At 73.0% G+C, this 17,251-nt stretch carries 10 protein-coding genes; 6 read left to right on the top strand and 4 right to left on the bottom strand.

Going from position 1 to position 17,251, the window contains the following annotated elements:
- Positions 1 to 149: 149 nt before the first annotated feature.
- The gene (locus tag F9B98_RS11730; protein WP_150957569.1) at positions 150 to 866 is read left to right on the top strand and encodes a ferritin-like fold-containing protein; all 717 of its coding nucleotides are present in this window, start codon (positions 150 to 152) and stop codon (positions 864 to 866) included.
- Between the two features lie 185 nt (positions 867 to 1,051).
- Here the strand turns inward: F9B98_RS11730 and F9B98_RS11725 are convergent, their stop codons facing one another.
- Together F9B98_RS11725 and F9B98_RS11720 are read right to left on the bottom strand one after the other, a co-directional pair.
- Positions 1,052 to 1,339 (bottom strand): hypothetical protein, encoded by a 288-nt coding sequence (locus F9B98_RS11725; RefSeq protein WP_150957567.1) that lies wholly within the window; start codon positions 1,337 to 1,339, stop codon positions 1,052 to 1,054.
- Between the two features lie 10 nt (positions 1,340 to 1,349).
- Positions 1,350 to 1,574, bottom strand: coding sequence for a DUF3107 domain-containing protein (locus F9B98_RS11720; protein ID WP_056230491.1), 225 nt, complete (start codon positions 1,572 to 1,574; stop codon positions 1,350 to 1,352).
- A 209-nt stretch (positions 1,575 to 1,783) separates the two neighbouring features.
- Between F9B98_RS11720 and F9B98_RS11715 the strand changes: the two genes are divergently transcribed.
- Together F9B98_RS11715 and F9B98_RS11710 are read left to right on the top strand one after the other, a co-directional pair.
- Positions 1,784 to 4,930 (top strand): ATP-dependent helicase, encoded by a 3,147-nt coding sequence (locus tag F9B98_RS11715; RefSeq protein WP_150957565.1) that lies wholly within the window; start codon positions 1,784 to 1,786, stop codon positions 4,928 to 4,930.
- A gap of 61 nt (positions 4,931 to 4,991) precedes the next feature.
- Positions 4,992 to 8,270, top strand: a complete 3,279-nt coding sequence (locus F9B98_RS11710; protein WP_150957837.1) for an ATP-dependent DNA helicase — start codon at positions 4,992 to 4,994, stop codon at positions 8,268 to 8,270.
- A 959-nt stretch (positions 8,271 to 9,229) separates the two neighbouring features.
- Here F9B98_RS11710 and F9B98_RS11705 read toward each other — a convergent pair.
- Positions 9,230 to 10,741, bottom strand: coding sequence for a phosphotransferase (locus F9B98_RS11705; protein WP_150957563.1), 1,512 nt, complete (start codon positions 10,739 to 10,741; stop codon positions 9,230 to 9,232).
- Between the two features lie 107 nt (positions 10,742 to 10,848).
- Between F9B98_RS11705 and nudC the strand changes: the two genes are divergently transcribed.
- Complete coding sequence (nudC, locus tag F9B98_RS11700) at positions 10,849 to 11,760, top strand: NAD(+) diphosphatase (RefSeq protein WP_150957561.1); 912 nt, start codon at positions 10,849 to 10,851, stop codon at positions 11,758 to 11,760.
- The gene (locus F9B98_RS11695) at positions 11,757 to 13,499 is read left to right on the top strand and encodes an ATP-dependent helicase (protein ID WP_150957559.1); all 1,743 of its coding nucleotides are present in this window, start codon (positions 11,757 to 11,759) and stop codon (positions 13,497 to 13,499) included. The genes nudC and F9B98_RS11695 overlap by 4 nt, the downstream gene beginning before the upstream one ends.
- An 863-nt stretch (positions 13,500 to 14,362) precedes the next feature.
- Here the strand turns inward: F9B98_RS11695 and F9B98_RS11690 are convergent.
- Positions 14,363 to 15,901: a zinc-dependent metalloprotease gene (locus F9B98_RS11690; RefSeq protein WP_225310333.1), complete on the bottom strand. Its 1,539-nt coding sequence runs from the start codon at positions 15,899 to 15,901 to the stop codon at positions 14,363 to 14,365.
- Positions 15,902 to 16,084: 183 nt separating this feature from the next.
- Between F9B98_RS11690 and F9B98_RS11685 the strand changes: the two genes are divergently transcribed.
- On the top strand, positions 16,085 to 17,206 hold the full coding sequence (locus F9B98_RS11685) for a PDZ domain-containing protein (RefSeq protein ID WP_150957557.1): 1,122 nt from the start codon (positions 16,085 to 16,087) through the stop codon (positions 17,204 to 17,206).
- Positions 17,207 to 17,251 lie beyond the last annotated feature (45 nt).

The raw sequence follows: 17,251 nt of genomic DNA, 5'->3' as shown, positions 1-17,251 counted from the left end.
GTGCGTGCCTGTTCCGGCGGCGAGAGACCGCCTGGGGGAGTCGTATCCACGCCTCACTCGTCCACAGGCGCGGGGTCCCGATCCGTCGCCGGGACTCGTCCACTCTACCCGGCGTGTCTCGCGCGCCCCCGACGCCTAGGCTGTGGTCTGTGTTCGAGTGGTTCCGTCGTCGCCAGCGCCCGGTGGGCCGCACGCTTCAACTGCGCTCGCGCGGAGACCTCGGCGAGGCCATGCGGGTCGACTTCGCCGAGCTCGCCCCCGAGGTCGAGACCTTCCTGGGGCAGGCGGCCTACCTGCAGCTCGGGTTCTTCGAGACGCTCAGCGAGCTCATCGCTCTGACGCCCGAGCTCGCTGAGAAGGAGTCCCTCTCGCGCGCGGCGGGAGCGGCGCTCATCAAGCACCAGGAGCTCGTCGCGCTGATCCGCGAGCGCGGCGCCGACCCGACGCAGCTCATGCTGCCGTTCCGCGAGTCCCTCGACGCCTTCCGCCGCAACACCCACGGCGTGCGCCCGCAGGAGACGATGCTCACCGTGCACATCACTGCGGGCCTTCTCGACGACTTCTACCTCGCGCTGTCGTCGAGCTACGGCGACACCGGCCGCCGGGTCGCGCGCATCCTGCAGGCCGACGACGACCGGCAGGCGATCGTCGACATCCTCGGCGCGACCATCGAGAGCGACGAGGAGTGGCGCTGGCTGCTCGCGCTGTGGGGCCGGCGTCTCGTCGGCGACACGCTGCTCGTCGCGCGCGCGGCGCTACGCCACGGACACCTCGACCGCGCCGAAGAGGCCAAGGTCGAGCCCGTCTTCAGCGAACTGATGGGTGCGCACGCACGACGAATGGATGCCATGGGGCTCGCCGCGTAGCGAGCGTCGCTGCGTGTGCGGGGCGGGGTGGTGCGTCCGCGGCGCGTGCGCGGTGCGGTCTGTGCGCGGGGGTGTCATGCCCCGGGGTGACGCCGAAGGGTGGACGCGCTGTCGCGGCGGTGACGGGGCGTCGTGCCTCGCGGCGGCGCCGGGGTGCCGGCATCCGCTGCTCTGACGAGACCGGGTCAGACGCCCAGGCGCACCCTGTCGGCCTCGTCGCGGGCCACCCGCGAACGGGTGAGCACGGTGACCAGCGCGAAGGTCGTGACGGCCGGGGCGAGCACGGCGACGATCCAGAGGATCGGCGAGCCGACCCCGAGGCCCATCCACGTCAGCGCGGTCCACACGATCGCCGATGCGGCCGCTCCCGCCAGCGGGGCGAGGGCGACCCCGCGAAGCTGGCGCTGCGGCAGCGCGAAGTGACCGGCGAGACCGACGATGGCCCCGATGATCAGTCCGAGCAGGATCTCCACGGGTCGGGTGTCAGGCGACGAAGCCGACGCGACGCGACTCTTCGGTGCCGAGTTCGACGAACGCGAGGTTGGCGGTGGGGACGAGGTAGGAGTTGCCCTTCACATCGGTGAAGGTGACGTGGCTGGCCGAGTTGTCGAGGGCGGCGGCGACGGCCGACTTGACGGCGTCGGAGCTCTCGTTCGTCTCGAAGTTGAGCTCGCGGCCGGTGTTGGTGATGCCGATGCGGATCTCCACGATTCGTCCTTTCCCCGCGGGCCGCGGTCGGCCCGGCGCGTCATTCGACTCTAGGGCAGGGTTCCGACACCGAAGCCCGCGGCAGGGGCCGCTTCGCGGACGGCGAACGCGTGCCGTCCGTTGCCCACGCGCCCGCGCCCGCGCGGCGATCCACCCGGTGTCGCGACGTCGCAACGGGCAATGTCGGAGGTCGCGGTTAGCGTGGAGACATGCAGATTCCGGATGCCGTCGCCCTCGACGCATCTCCCGCTCGGGGAGGTGCACTCGACGCCGAGCAGCGCGTCGTCGTGGACTGGCCCGCGACCGCGAGCGGCGTGGTCGTGGGGGCTCCGGGCTCGGGCAAGACGACGACCCTGCTCGCGCGGGTGCGCGAGCTCGTGGCATCCGGAATCGATCCCGACGGCATCCTCGTCCTTACGCCGACCCGGCCCGCGGCGACCGCTCTGCGTGATCCGCTCGCCCTCGCGGTCGGGCAGGCCACCTCGGGCGCGCTCGCGCGGTCGGTGGCGTCGTTCGCGTTTCAACTCGTGCGCGGCGCCGAGGTGCGGCGGGGCTTCGAGCCCCCGCAGCTGCTCACCGGCGGTGACGAAGACCAGATCATCCGCGACCTTCTCGAGGGCGATGCGCTCGACGAGCTCGAGGGCGTCTCGCGCTGGCCCGCGTGGCTGGGGCCGGCCATCCGCGCGACGCGCGGGTTCCGCGGCGATCTGCGCGCCTTCCTCGCCGAGTGCACCGACCTCGGCGTCGCGTCCGACGACCTTTCGCGGTTGGCCGAGCGCTTCGAGCTGCCGGTCTGGGCGTCTCTCGCGTCGTTCGCCGACGAGTACCGGGCGGTGCGCTCGGCGATGCGCGGCACGCACCGCGACGCTGCCGACCTCGCGCGAGAAGCCGTCGCCGTCCTCGTCGAGGCCCGCGCTGATCGCGAGCTTCTGGGGCGCTTCGCGGCGCTGCGCTGCATCCTCGTCGACGACGCTCAAGAGCTCACGGCCGGCGGCATCGATCTGCTGCGCGCGTGCCGCGAGCTCGGCATCGGCGTGGTCGCATTCGGCGATCCCGACGTGGGGTCGGGGGCGTTCCGCGGCGCGACGCCCGAGAACTTCGCCCGGCTCGCGCGCGAATTGGGCACCACCACCGCTCTCGGTGAACCGCACCGGGGGACGCCCGAGCAGATCGACCTCGTCCGTCGCGTGGTGACGCGCATCGGCGCGGCCGGGGTCGTCGCTCACCGGCGAGCTCCCTCGGGGGCACCCCCACAGGGGTCGGTGCGTACCTACCTGCTGCGGTCACCGGCGGAAGAGGCCGATGCCATCGCCCGCCTCCTGCGCGAACGGCACGTGCTCGAGGGCGTGCCGTGGGGCTCGTGCGCCGTCATTGCGCACGACTCGCGGCAGGTCGCGACGCTCGAGGCCGAGCTCGCGGCGCGCGAGGTGCCTGCGCGCGCGAGTGGTCCGGGGCTGGCTCTCGGCGTGCAGCGTCCGGTCCGCGACCTCGTGGGGCTCGTCGAGCTCGGCATGAAAGACCCCGACGACTGGGTCGCCGACGAGGTGGTCGACGCCCTGCTCGGCACCTTCGGCGGCCTCGATCCGATCGAGTTGCGGCGTCTGCGCACGGCGCTTCGCCACGGCGAGGTCACCGCCGGCGGCACGCGCACGGCGACCGACCTGCTCGTGTCGGGGGTGCGCTTCCCCCTCGAGCTCGAGGCCGTCGACACCCGCGAGGCCCGCCGGGCGGCCCGGCTCGGCGAGACCCTCGCCGCGCTCCGCGCGCAGGCGCTCGCGCACGCCACCCCGCACGAGCTGCTGTGGACGGCGTGGGAGCGCAGCGGTCTGTCCCGCCCCTGGCGCGAGGCGGTCCGCGGGCACGGACCGATCGCCGAGCAGGCCGATCGAGACCTCGACGCGATCGTCGCGCTGTTCCAGGCCGCGAAGCGGTTCACCGAGCGCGAGCCCGACGGTGAGGCCTCGGTGTTCCTGCGGGCCGTGCTCGACAGCGACGTCGCCGAAGACCGCATCGAGCAGCCCGCCGTGGTCGACACGGTCCGCGTGCTGACTCCCGCGGCCGCCGCCGGAACGGCCTTCGACACCGTCATCATCGCCGGGGTGCAAGACGGTGTCTGGCCGAACACCCGTCTGCGCGGCGGTCTGCTCGAGACGTGGCGGCTCGCCGACGCCGTGCAGAACCCCGACCTCCCCGCCGCGGGCATGCTCGACCGACGGCGTGCGGCGATGCACGACGAGCTGCGGCTGTTCGTCCGCGCCCTCAGCCGGGCGGGGTCACTTCTGGTCGTCACTGCGGTCGACGACGACGACACCGGGCCCAGCGTGCTCTTCGAGATGCTCCCGGCGCCCGAGCCGGCGGCATCCATTCCCGAACATCCCCTGTCCCTCCGCGGTCTCGTCGCGCGGCATCGCCGCTCGCTCACCGTGCCGCGCGTCGCCGCCGCCGAGCGCGCACACGCGGCGGGGCAGCTCGCGCTCCTCGCGGCAGCGGGTGTCGCGGGAGCCGCACCCGAGGAGTGGTACGGGGTGGCCGCGCCCACCTCGTCCGCGCCGCTGCGCGATCTGACGCGCGAAGACGTGCGCGTCTCGCCCTCGCGCCTGCACGCCCTCGAGGAGTGCGAGCTCGACTGGGTCATCGCCGACCTCGGCGGCGACCGGGGCGGGACGACGGCCGGGATCGGCACGATCATCCACGCGGCGCTCGAGACGGCCGCATCCTCGTCCGAAGACGACCTGTGGGCCGTCGTCGACGAACGCTGGGGAGAACTCGCCTTCGACGCCGTCTGGCGCGAACGCGCCGAACGCACGCGGGCCCGCGAGCTCATCCGCCGCTTGGCCGCGTACCTGCGACGTTTCGACGATGCGGGTGGGCGCCTGATCGGCGCTGAGCGGCATTTCGAGGTGCCGATTCCGATTCCGGATGCCGGCGAGCACGGCGCCGTGCTGAGCGGCGACATCGACCGGGTCGAGGTGACGCCGGCGGGGGAGGTCGTCATCGTCGACCTCAAGACCGGCAAGAGCGAACCGCAGACGGATGCCAAGGTCGCCGACAACCCGCAACTCGCCGCGTACCAGTTGGCGTTCTCTTCCGGCGCGATCGAGCAGGTCGCGGGAATGCCCTCGGGGGGCGCGAAGCTCCTGGTGCTCCGCCCGACCGCGGCGAAGAAGGACTACGCCGAACCCACGCAGAAGCCTTTCGACGACGAGCAGCGCGGGCAGTTCGTCGAGCGCGTGCAACGGGCGGTCGAGGTCATGCGGGGAACGAGCTTCGCGGCGCCGTACGAGGTGCACTGTCGAGACGAGTTCTCGTACGGGCTCTGCCGCATCCACACGGTGTCGGCGGTGAGCTCTTCATGAGCCCGGTACGTTTCAGGCGGTGTCCGGTCGACCCGTGGAAGGTGAGCGCGCGGTGACGGCGATGCTCTCCGCGGCCACGATCGCCGCGGCCCTCGGCCAGTTCCCGCCCACCGCGGAACAGACCGCCGTGATCGAAGCGCCCCTGGCGCCCGCCCTGGTGGTCGCGGGCGCCGGCAGCGGCAAGACCGAGACCATGGCGGGTCGTGTCGTGTGGCTCGTGGCGAACGGGCTCGTCCGCCGCGACGAGGTTCTCGGGCTGACGTTCACGCGCAAAGCCGCGGGGGAGTTGGCCGAGCGCATCCAGCGACGGCTGCAGCGGCTGTCGGAGTTCGAGACGCGGGGGTTGCTCGCCGCGCTGCCCGCGTTGCACGAAGCGGGGCGCCTCGCCGTGTTCGCCGAGCTGGCGACACTCGAGGGAGCGCGCGCAGACGCCGCCCGCCATGACGTCCTCGATGCCCTCGCGGCCGAGACCGGTGCCGCCGACGCCGTCGCCGACGACGGCGACCACCTGCTGCACCGGCCCACCGTGTCGACCTACAACAGCTTCGCCGACTCGATCGTGCGCGAGCACGGGCTGCGCATCGGGCGCGACTCCGAGGCCGCCGTGCTGTCGGAGTCGGCGGCCTGGCTGCTCATGCGCCGGGTGGTGTTCGCCTCCGACGACCCGAGACTCGAAGAGCGTCAGGAATCCCCGCGCACGTTGATCGACGCGGCCCTGCGCATCGCGCGCGACGGCGTCGACAACCTCGTCGACCTCGACGCGCTGGCGGCGTTCCCCGACGACTTCGGTCGCATCGTCGATCGGCCGTCGACCTCGGCGCGCGTCACCGTCTACAAAGAGGTGGCGGAAGCCGCCTCCCGCGTCTCGGCGCTGTCGCTGCTGGCGCGTCTCGCCGCCGACTACGACCGCGAGAAGGCGCGCCTGGGCGTCATGGACTTCGCCGACCAGGTCGCCGGCGCCCTGCGCATCGCCCAGGAGCATCCCGCCGTCGTCGAAGAACTGCGGGCGCGCTATCGCGTCGTGCTGCTCGACGAGTACCAGGACACCTCGGTCGTACAGACTGATCTGCTGGCGACGCTCTTCGGCGGCACCGGGGTCATGGCCGTCGGCGACCCCCAACAGGCGATCTACGCCTGGCGCGGAGCGAGCGCGGGAAACCTGGGCGGCTTCCCCGACGCGTTCGCACCAGACGGCGGATGCCAGCGCTTCGCGCTCCTCACCAGTTGGCGCAACAGTGCCCGCGTGCTCGGCGCCGCCAATGCGGTGCTCGCGCCCCTCGCGAACCGGGCGGCCGTCGCCGTCGAGGAGCTGCGCTCGCGCCCCGGGGCCCCGGACGGCGTGGTCGAGATCGCCTTCGAGAACGACCTCGACGCCGAGGCCGACCGCGTCGCGGCGTGGTTCGTCGGGGTCCGCGCGGCACGGGCTGCAGAGGGGCGCGGCACGACGGGAGCCGTGCTGTTCCGCAGCAAGAAGCACATGGTCCGCTTCGGCGACGCGCTCGGGCGCCGTGGCATCCCTCATCGCATCCTCGGACTCGGCGGTCTGCTGACGACACCCGAGGTCGTCGACGTGGTGTCGGTGCTGCGGGTGATCAGCGACCCCGAGGCGGGGTCGGCGCTGATCCGGCTCCTGTCGGGCCCCCGGTGGGCCGTGGGGCTCGCCGACCTCCGCGCCCTGGCGCAGCTCGCGCGCCGCCTGGCCACGCACGATGTTGCGCTGCAGCCGCTGGCTCCCGATGTCGTGGACCGCCTGCGATCGACCCCCGGTGCCGACCGCGCGTCGCTGGTGGACGCCCTCGACTTCGTCACGCGCCAGACCGACGGCCATGGGTGGCTCACCGACATCACCCCCGAGGGCCGCGCCCGCCTGCGCGAGGCCGGGGCCGTATTCGCCGCGCTCCGCCGCAGCGTCGGGGCGCCCATCCCCGAACTCATCGGCCTGATCGAGACGGAGCTCCGCCTCGACATCGAGCTGGCCGCGAACGAGGCGCGGGGCCCTGCCCTCATCGCCTCCGCGCAGTTGCGCGCCTTCGTCGACGAGATCCGCGGGTTCCTGGCGGCCGATGAGTCCGGCTCCGTCGCGAGCCTGCTCGCCTGGCTCGATCACGCCGAACAGGCCGACGAGTTCGCCCCGCGCACCGAGCCGCCCGAAGACGACGTCGTCCAACTCCTCACGATCCACGGGTCGAAGGGACTGGAGTGGGATGCCGTGGCGGTCGTGCGCCTCGTGACCGACGAGCTACCCTCGCTGCCCCGCGATACGAAGGGGTGGCTGGGTTTCGGCATCCTGCCCTCGGAGTTCCGGGGCGATTCCGCGTGGCTGCCGGTCTTCGGATGGCGCGGGGCCGAGACGCAGCAAGACCTGAAGGCGGCGATCGACGCGTTCGTGGCCGACAACCGGGATCGGCAGCTCGATGAGGATAGGCGTCTCGCGTATGTCGCGTTCACCCGCGCCCGTGACCACCTCATGCTGTCGGGGTCGAGCTGGTCCGGCACGAAGCGGCCGCGGCTGCCGAGCATCTTCCTCGATGAGGCCGCCGAGGCACTCGGGGTGGAGCTGACCGTCGACGAGGCGGGGGAGGATCCCTACGACGGCGAGCGGCGGCTGCTGCACTGGCCGCTCGATCCGCTCGGGGCGCGGCGCACGGCGATCTCGGCGGCGGTCAGCGCAGTGACCGCGGCGCGCGCAGCACCTCCGGCCGACGCCGACGACGACCTCGAGCTGCTGCTGGCGGAGCGCGCCGATCGACTGCGTCCCGTGCACACGCCCGCGCCGACGCGCATCCCCGCATCGCGGTTCAAGGACTTCGTCGCCGATTACGGCCGCGCCGTCGAGGACCTTCGCCGGCCCATGCCCGAGCGTCCGTACCGGCAGACCCGGCTCGGCACGCTCTTTCACGCGTGGGTGGAACAGCGGTCGGGCCTCGTCGGCAGCGGCGTGGGGCTCGACGACGACGGTCTCTGGGACGACGACGAGGACGGGGCCTCGGCCGCCGACGCCGCCGAGCTCGAGCGCCTGCGCGCGTGCTTCGAGCGTTCCGAGTGGGCCGGCCTCAAGCCCCTCGAGGTCGAAACCGAGATCGACTTCGTCACGACCCGCCTCGACGGGCGCGAGCACGTCGTCATCTGCAAGCTGGATGCCGTGTACCGCCGCGGCGACCGGTACGAGATCGTCGACTGGAAGACGGGCCGCCCGCCCACCAGCGAGCCCGAGCGCCGCTCGCGCATGCTGCAGCTCGAGCTGTACCGCGAGGCGTACCACGCGAAGCACGGCATCGACCTCGACCTGATCGACGTCGCCCTCTTCTACGTCGGCGACGAGCTGGTGTTGCGCGGCTGACCCGCGGCTTTTGTGGGCAGGGGCCGGTGGCCCGTGGTCGTCGCGGCGTGGTTTGGGGCGCGGCGCGTGCATTCGGGGCCGTCGATGCGCGCCCGGGCGTACGGAGGGCGCCCCACTCCGTGGGGGTGCGCCGCGGTGGGTGTGCTGAGGTCGTCGCGGCGCGGGTTTGGGGCGCGTTGCGTGCGTTCGGGGCCGTCGATGGGCGCCCGGGCGCACGGAGGGCGCCCCGCTGCGTGGGGGTGCGCCGCGGTGGGTGTGCCGAGGTCGTCTCGGCGGGGTTTCGGGGCGCGTTGCGTGCGTTCGGGGCCGTCGATGCGCGCCCGGGCGTAGGGAGGGCGCCCCACTCCGTGGGGGTGCGCCGCGGTGGGTGTGCTGACGTCGTCGCGGCGCGGGTTTGGGGCGCGTTGCGTGCGTTCGGGGCCGTCGATGGGCGCCCGGGCGTTCGGAGGGCGCCCCACTGCGTGGGTGTGCGTGCCGGCGGGTGTGCCGAGACTGTCGCCGCGCGATGTCGGGGCGCGTCACGTGCACCGGGGTGGTCAGCGTCCACCCAGTGCGCGGACAGCACTCCGGAGAGGGGGTCGGGCTGGCGCGGTGGGGTTTGGGGCGCGTTCTGTCGTTTGGGGCGCGGAAAAGCCCGCCCCAAACGGTAAATCCCGCCCCAAACCGTGGGAAAAGGGAGGGCAGCCCTCCACCGGCGGGATGGCCGGCCGGCTCGGGCTGGCGCGGTGGGGTTTGGGGCGCGTTCTGTCGTTTGGGGCGCGGAAAAGCCCGCCCCAAACGGCAAATCCCGCCCCAAACCGTGGGAAAAGGGAGGGCAGCCCTCCACCGGCGGGATGGCCGGCCGGCTCGGGCTGGCGCGGTGGGGTTTGGGGCGCGTTTTGTCGTTCGGGGCGCGAAAACCCCGCCCCAAACGGCAAATCCCGCCCCAAACCGCGGGGGAGAGGAGCCGGAAGCGCCGGTCAGGCCCCGTCGCCCGACACGCCCCAGCGACGCAGGGCGGCGCGGCTTGCGCGAGCGGCGTCTTCCTCGTCGTCGATGTGCGCCGCGCCGGAGTCGGAACCGCGCGAGCCGTCCCCGGACGACGGCTGGGCGCCGTCGGCGGATCGGAAGTCGTGGTCCTCGCGGACGGCAGGACCCGCGGGTTCGGCCGCGACCGCCGCGCGCGACCACAGCGAGGTCGCGTCGGTGTCACCGCTGAGGGCGGGACCCTGAGCACGGTCGTCCGTGGAACCGCGGGCCGGGTCCGCCCACCCGTCGAGGTCGAGCGGTTCGGTCTCGCCGGGCTCGGCGCGGTCGGGCACCGGCAGTTGGTCGACGCGGATCGCGCCGCTGTCGGCGTCCGACTCCTTCACGTCGGCGAGGGCTTCGGCCAGCGCCTCCGCCGCGGCGGCGCGGTCGCGCTCCGCCGAGAGGTACAGCGACAGCGCCTCGGGGTCGTAGGCGTCGGTCTGCATCGAGGTGTCGACAGCGGCCGGGGTTGAGACCGGCGGCACGCTCTCGACGAGGGCCATCGCGTCGTCGATGTCGCTGCGGGAGTCGGGGACGATGTGGTCCCCGCGCACGCCATCGGCCAGGGCGTCGAGCAGCGCGACGGCGTCGGCGACCACGTCGGATTCACCCGCGTCGTGACCGTGCACGAGCCAGCGCGCGAACTCGAGCTCGGCGTAGAGCCGGGCGCGCTCGCGCAGCAGGGGGTCGGGGGAGCGGTCGCCGGCCGCGGCGTAACCCGCGTGCACGTCATCGGCGGCGAGGGGAGCGGATGCCAACCACCGCAGGTCCACGGCGGGATCGCCGACGCTGAGGCCGGCCCAGTCGAGGATGCCGACCACGTGAGGGATGTCGTCCTCGTCGTCGGCGAGCAGGATCGACGAGCTCGTCGCCCCGCCCAGCACGACGGCCGATTCGAAGCGCCACAGCTCGTCGACGTCGAGCGCGCGCCGCCACCGCAGCATGAGGTCGTCGCTGACACGGCCGGTCGCGTCCGCGCGGTCGAGGAGTCGCTTGACGTCGTCGCGCACCTGCTCCGCGGAACGCACCGGAAGACCGTCGGTGCGCACGATCGAGACCGGCAGGGCGTGCACGGCCGCCAGGGCGCCACCGATCGCGGGCGCGTATCCGGGCCCCTTGGGCAGGTGCGCCGGGTCGATGCGGTAGCCGTCGATGCGGTCGACGACGAGCACGCGCTGCGTTCCGGAGCCGCTCTCGCCGATGACTTCGGGCACGGCGAAGGGCAGCAGGGCGCGGACGCCGGCCGTCAGGGCGTGCAGCGCGCGCGACTCGGCGGCCAGGTCGGCGGCTCCGTCCTCACCCGCGGGCATCCGGATCACGACCTCGCGCCCGTCCGCGGTGCGCGCCAGCGCGGCGTCGAAGCGACCGGCGGCGTTCTCGGTCAGAGCGCTGACGTTCGAGAGGGCGGCACCGGGCAGGGCCGTTGTCGCCGACGCGGCTAAAATGAGGGGCGAGCGTGCCATGCCCCCCAGGGTAGGTCGGGCCTTCCTTCACCGGCCCGCGCCACGCCCTTGACCGGGGAGGTCGGTCGTCCGACCGGCCGCTCCCGCCGCCGTCAGAGAGGTGTTCGATGCCGCGTCCCGCGTCTTCGTCGTCCGAGGTCCCGCTGACCGTCGATCGCTCGGGCGGTGAGCGCGACGACGAGACCCTGCTCGAGCGCGTCCTGGCCGAGCCGAGAACCCTGGCCCTCGCCGTCCGCCGAGACGTCGCGCCGGTGCGCGACGGCCGCCTGGCGCTGATCGCCCCCGCGCAGCTCGCGAAAGACCACGTCCGAGCGTGGGCGTTCCTCGGCCGCACCCCCGACGGCACCGCCGTCGTGCTCGCGGTGCTCACCGACGATGCTCCCGACGACCTGATCCCGGATGCCGAGGGGACACCGCTTCGCGCGGCCGGTGGCGACCTGCCCGCCGGCGAAGCCGAACTGCTGACCACCGCCGTCGCCCTGGCGGGGTGGCTGCGCGACGCCGCGTTCTGCCCGGCGTGCGGCTCGGCGACCGAGCTGCGCCACGCCGGATGGTCGCGGCACTGCCCCGTGTGCGGGCGCGAGCACTTCCCGCGCACCGATCCCGCGGTGATCGTGCTCGTGACCTCGGCAACCAGCGACGACCGCATCCTGCTCGGTGCCAACGCGGCCTGGGGTGGCGAGCGGTACTCGTGCTTCGCGGGGTTCGCCGAGGCGGGGGAGTCTCTCGAAGACGCCGTCGCCCGCGAGGTCGGCGAGGAGGCCGGGGTGCGTCTGCGCGACATCGCGTACCGCGGCTCGCAGGCCTGGCCGTACCCGCGTTCGCTCATGCTGGGCTTCCGCGCCGTCGTCGTCGACGATGCCGAAGCCCAGGCCGACGGCGACGAGATCGTCGAGGTGCGATGGTTCGACCGCGACGAGATCGGCGCTGCGCTGCGCGGTGAGGGCTCTACGCAGCTTCCGGGTCCGGCATCCATCGCTCGTCGTCTCATCGACGACTGGTACCGGGGCGTCGCATGACCGGGCCCCTCGACGGGCTCGACGAGTACCAGCTCGAAGCCGCCCGCGCCCTCCGTGGTCCGGTGTGCGTGCTGGCGGGAGCGGGTACCGGCAAGACCCGCGTCATCACGCGGCGCATCGCGCACGGCGTCGACACGGGTGCGTACTCGCCGCAGCGGGTCATGGCCGTCACCTTCACCGCCAAGGCCGCGGGCGAGATGCGCGGCCGTCTGCGCGCTCTGGGCGTCTCGGGGGTCTCCGCCCGGACGTTTCACGCCGCCGCCCTCGCCCAGGTCAACTTCTTCTGGCCCACCCTCGCCGGTGACCAGGCTCCCTCGATCATCGACAACAAGGTGCGCATGCTCGCGCACGCGGCCGACGGCGTGGGCCTCGCCCCCGACACGGCCACCCTGCGCGATGTCGCCTCGGCGATCGAGTGGCGCAAGGTCACGCTCCGCTCCATCGAGCAGTACGCGGCCGATCGTCCCGACGGGGTCGGCCGGCTCGGTGTCGACCAGGTCGTCGCTCTGCAGCGCGCGTACGAGAAGCTCAAGGACGAGCGGCGCCAGATGGACTTCGAAGACGTTCTGCTGACCTGCGCCGGCATGATCGAGGCCGAACCCCGCGTCGCCGCGGCCGTGCGCGAGCAATACCGGCACTTCACGGTCGACGAGTACCAGGACGTCTCCCCGCTGCAGAACCGTCTGCTCGAGCTGTGGCTCGGCGACCGCCGCGACCTGTGCGTCGTGGGTGACGCGAGCCAGACGGTCTATTCGTTCACGGGAGCCGACGCGCGCTACCTGCTCGATTTCGAGCGCACGCACGAAGACGCCCGCGTCGTGCGCCTCGAGCGCAACTACCGGTCGACCGCTCCCGTGCTCGCCGTCGCGAACGACCTCATGCGGGGCCGGGCCGGCGCCCTCGAGCTGAAAGCCGCGAGCGACGACGAGACGCCGATCCCGACGGTTCGCGCCTTCGACGACGACGAGGACGAAGCCGCGGCCGTCGCCCGCTCGATCCGCGACGCGCTCTCGCGCGGGGTCGACCCCCACGACATCGCGGTGCTGTACCGGGCGCACGCGCAGTCCGCGGCGCTGCTGTCGGCCCTGGCCAAGGTCGGCGTGGCCGCCTCGGTGCTGGGCGGGCGCAAGTTCTTCGACCTGCCCGAGGTGCGCCAGGCGCTCATGGCGCTGCGCGCGGCGTCGGTCGCCCCGCTCGACACCGGGTTTCTGCCGACCGTCCGCGACGTCCTGCGCAGCGTCGGCCTCACCGACGACCCGCCCGAGGCGGGCGGCGCGCTCCGCGAGGCGTGGGAGGCCCGCGCGGCCCTCTTGCGCCTGGCCGAAGAGGCGCCGGAGGGCACCGACCTGCGCGCGTTCACCGACGACCTGCAGGCACGCGCGCGCGACCATCACGAGCCGACGACGCGCACGGTGACGCTCGCGACGCTGCACGCCGCGAAGGGTCTGGAGTGGGATCACGTGTACCTCGTCGGTGTCAGCGAGGGCCTGCTGCCGATCTCGTACGCCACGACCTTCGAGGCGGTCGACGAGGAGCGACGCCTCGCGTACGTCGGCGTCACGCGAGCTGCGCGAACGCTGTCGGTGAGCTGGGCCCGAGGTCGGGGTCGGATGGAGCGTTCTCCGTCGCGCTTCCTCCGAGAGATCGGCAGTGGCAGTCTTCGCTCGGCTGATGCAGGGTCCAGGCCCGCCGGAACGAATCGACGCGCAGGCGCAGCGACCTCGTTGTCGACCCGATAGGTCCGCCGAGCAAAAAGCGGGCGGCCCGCCCCGCCTCGGCCGCCAGCGCAGCATCGACATCGGGCCGCGGGCGCCCCACGAGCTGCGCCGCGACCGTGGCCCACTCGGGGTCGTCCCGCCTCCGGTGCGCGTCGAGACACGCGAGACACGCCGTCCGGCCGGGCATCACGACCGGACCGATCGTGGCGGTCGACCCGTCGATCACGAGCGGCAGGTGAGTCACGTCATCGGCGACGAACGCCGCCGCCCGGCGCGGGTCGATGCGGTGCGCACCGAGCAGCACCACGCGCGTCGAAGGCGCGACCCTCTCGCTCGCCGCCCCCGCCCACGGCACGACCCGGGACCGCGCGGGCAGCGCCGCGAGCACCGCGCGGGCAGCCCGGGGCGGCAGATCGTCGTCGACCTGAAGAGCGATGGGCGGATGCCGTGACCTCTTCACCAGCGCCGGAGCGACCGCCGCGAGCAGGGCATCGGCGTCTCCGTCCCCGGCGCCGTGCACGCGTGCGAGACCCCGCACGGCGGGCGCACTCGTGCCCTCGACCAGGGCCGCCACGACGATGTCGACCCACGAGCCGACGAAGGGCGAGACGGCGGCGGCGGGAGCGCCGAACTGCACGCTCCCGTCGGTCCGCCAGAGCGGGGGAGCGGCGGAATCGAGTCGGATCATCGCCCGATCATCTCTGCACGAAAGACTCCGGATGCCGTTGTCCCCAGGGTGAAGAAAGCGAAACGCCCCTGGGGAGGAACGTCATCCTCGCCAGGGGCACCGAGCTTCAGGGGCGCCGAGCTTCAGGGGCACCGAGCTTCTGGGGCGCCGAGCCTGCGGGGCGCCGAGCCTCCGCGGCACCGAGCCCCGCAACACCTCACACCGGGCGCTGATCTCCCGGCGCAGCCTCGTCGTCGCCCCCGTCGCGAGAACCCCGCGACCCGCCATCCGCCGCGCCACCTGACGCACCGCCGCCATCCGCCGCGCCACCTGACGCACCGCCGCCATCCGCACCGCCACCTGAAGCACCGCCACCGGGAGCACCGCCACCGGCCGCACCGCCATCCGCCGCGTCGCCGGGGTTCCCGGCATCCGCCCGCTCGTCCTTCCCCGCCCCGCCGTCACGCCGCCCGCCGTCGGCCTCCTCGGCCAACAACTGCGCGAGGGCGTCGTCCATGGCGTCCGACGGTGCCGCTTCTCCGCGCGAGGCCGCGGTCAGGCGCGCGATGAGCGCGGCGGGGTCGTCGATGTCGTCCGACGAGGGCATGAGGTCGGGGTAGTCCCACAGCCCGTCGCGACCGTCGACGCCCACGGCGTCGGTGACGGCGCGCCACATGGCCGCGGCCTCGCGCATGCGGCGCGGGCGCAGCTCGAGGCCGACCAGGGCACCGAGCGCCTGCTCGGCGGGGCCGCCCACTGCGCGGCGGCGCCGCACGGCCTCGGCGATGCGTCCGGCCGAGGGGAGGCGCGAGGTCGCGTCTTCGGTGACCACGTCGACCCAGCCCTCGATCGTCGCGAGCAGGTTCTCGAGGCGCGTGAGGGCCGCGGTCTGCTCCTCCGAGCGCTCGGGCAGCAGTGCGCCGCTCTCGAGGGCACCGCGCAGCTCTTCAGGCTGCGAGGGGTCGAAGCGCGATGCGAGGTCTTCGAGCGCGTCGGTGTCGACGCGGATCCCGTGCGCGAAGTCGCGCACCTGCGAGATCACGTGCAGGCGCAGCCAGCGCGCGTGACGGAACAGCCGCGCGTGGGCCAGCTCGCGGGTCGCGAGGTACAGCGCGAGCTGGTCTTCGGGGATCTCGAGGTCGCGACCGAAGTCCGCGAAGTTCTGCGGCAGGATCGCCGCCTCGCCGTCGGGCATGACCGGGATGCCGACATCCCCGCCGCCCACGACCTCGGTGGAGAGCCGGCCGACGACCTGACCGAGCTGCGTGGCGAAGAGCGAACCGCCGACCGTGCGCATGAGGCGACCGGCTCCCGCGATCATCTCCTGCATGTCGTCGGGCGCCTGCTGGCCGAGGGCCGCGGTCAACGCGTCGGCAATGCTCGTGGCGACCGGCTCGGCGAGCTCCTGCCAGACGGGCAGCGTCGCGCTCACCCAGGCGCCGCGCGTCACGGCCCGCGGGGGACGCGGCAGGTCGCTGATCGAGGTCGCCTCGCCCAGCCACAGGGCGGCGAGCGTGAACGCCTGATCGAGGTCGGTGCGCTGGCCGGTGGTCACGCCCAGGCCGTCCTGGTTGGCGATGTGCAGGGCCTGACGCTCGGCCAGGCTCCAGTCGACGCCCTCCTGCGTGCCGGCGAAAGCGCCCTGCAGCTGGTTCATGACGGCCTGCAGCATCGCGGGGTCGATCTGCATGCCCGACAGGCGCGAGAGCTGCTCGGGATCGATGCCGCTGACATCGCCCGACATGAGACGGCGCATGAGTTCCTGGAACTCGTCCTCGGGGCTCCGGTCGCCGCCGGGGTTGTCGTCTGCCACGTGATCCGCCTTTCAGCCAGGTCTGGGGGAACGGGTTCTACGCTAGTCGCACGCTTCCCCGCATCAGTCGGCCCGGCCCCGCGCCGCTTACGCCGCGCGCGAACGACCCGGCAAAGGATTGAGACCGTGACCCTGTTCGATGAGAACGTCTCCGTCGTGCCCGCTCCGCGACAGCGGTGGCGGCGCGGCACCGTCGTGGGTGTCTGGTCCCTGACCATCGCGGTCATCGTGCTGTTCGTCATGACGTTCCTGCCGTCCGCCTACGTGATCCAGCAGCCGGGCCCGGTGTACAACACGCTCGGCACCGCGGCATCCGCCGACGGGCAGCAGGTGCCCCTCATCACGGTGCCCGACGAGAAGGACTCCACAAGCACCGGCCAGCTCGACCTGCTCACGGTGCAGGTCAGCGGCAACCGCGAGCACACCCCGTCGTGGATCGAGCTGGTCTCGGCGTGGTTCGACCGCTCGCGCGCCGTCGTTCCCATCGACCGCATCTTCCCGGCGGGTCAGAGCACCGAGCAGCGCAACAGCGAGAACGCCGCCCTCATGACCGACTCGCAGCTCGAGGCGAGTGCCGCGGCCCTGCGCGAGCTCGGCTACGACGTCCCGCAAGAGATCGCGGTCAACTCGACCGACGACTCCGGTGCGGCGAAAGACAAGCTGCAGCAGGGTGACGTGATCACGAGCGTCGACGGCACGGCCGTCGCGACCATCGACGACATCCGCGCCGCGGTGCAGAAGGCCGCCGGGCAGCCCGTCACCATCGGCTACGAGCGCGACGGCACGGCATCCACCGTTCAGATCACCCCCCGCGAGACCACGTCGGACGGACAGACGCAGTACCTGCTGGGCGTGGTCCTCATGATGAGCTTCGACCTCCCCGTCGACGTCAAGATCCAGCTGAACGACGTGGGCGGCCCGAGCGCCGGCATGATGTTCGCCCTGGGCATCATCGACAAGATGTCGCCCGGCGACCTCACGGGCGGCCAGCACATCGCCGGCACCGGAACGATCGACGCCGACGGCAACGTGGGCCCGATCGGCGGCATCCGTCAGAAGCTGTACGGGGCTCGGGATGCCGGTGCCACCTGGTTCCTCGCCCCCGAGGCGAACTGCAACGAAGTCGTGGGCCATGTGCCCGACGGCATCCGGGTCTTCTCCACCTCGACGCTGTCGCAGTCGCTCACCATCCTCGAGACGATCCGTGACGGGGGCGATCTCGACGCCCTTCCGACGTGTACTTCGTGATCGTCCTTTCACGGCGAACCCCCGGGACGCCGCGCCTAGGATGGA

The organism is Microbacterium testaceum StLB037, from assembly GCF_008763945.1.
GTDB lineage: Bacteria > Actinomycetota > Actinomycetes > Actinomycetales > Microbacteriaceae > Microbacterium > Microbacterium testaceum_G.
Note: the sequence above shows the minus strand (reverse complement) of the source record. Positions and strands in the feature narration are given on the sequence as shown.

What these genes read in the sequence shown, in the direction of transcription:
- F9B98_RS11715 (WP_150957565.1), top strand. Translation starts at nt 1,784, where the DNA reads ATGCAGATTCCGGATGCCGTCGCCCTCGACGCATCTCCCGCTCGGGGA.
- F9B98_RS11710 (WP_150957837.1), top strand. Translation starts at nt 4,992, where the DNA reads ATGCTCTCCGCGGCCACGATCGCCGCGGCCCTCGGCCAGTTCCCGCCC.
- F9B98_RS11705 (WP_150957563.1), bottom strand. Translation starts at nt 10,741, where the DNA reads ATGGCACGCTCGCCCCTCATTTTAGCCGCGTCGGCGACAACGGCCCTG.
- nudC (WP_150957561.1), top strand. Translation starts at nt 10,849, where the DNA reads ATGCCGCGTCCCGCGTCTTCGTCGTCCGAGGTCCCGCTGACCGTCGAT.
- F9B98_RS11695 (WP_150957559.1), top strand. Translation starts at nt 11,757, where the DNA reads ATGACCGGGCCCCTCGACGGGCTCGACGAGTACCAGCTCGAAGCCGCC.
- F9B98_RS11690 (WP_225310333.1), bottom strand. Translation starts at nt 15,901, where the DNA reads ATGCGCCGTCTCATGTCGGGCGATGTCAGCGGCATCGATCCCGAGCAG.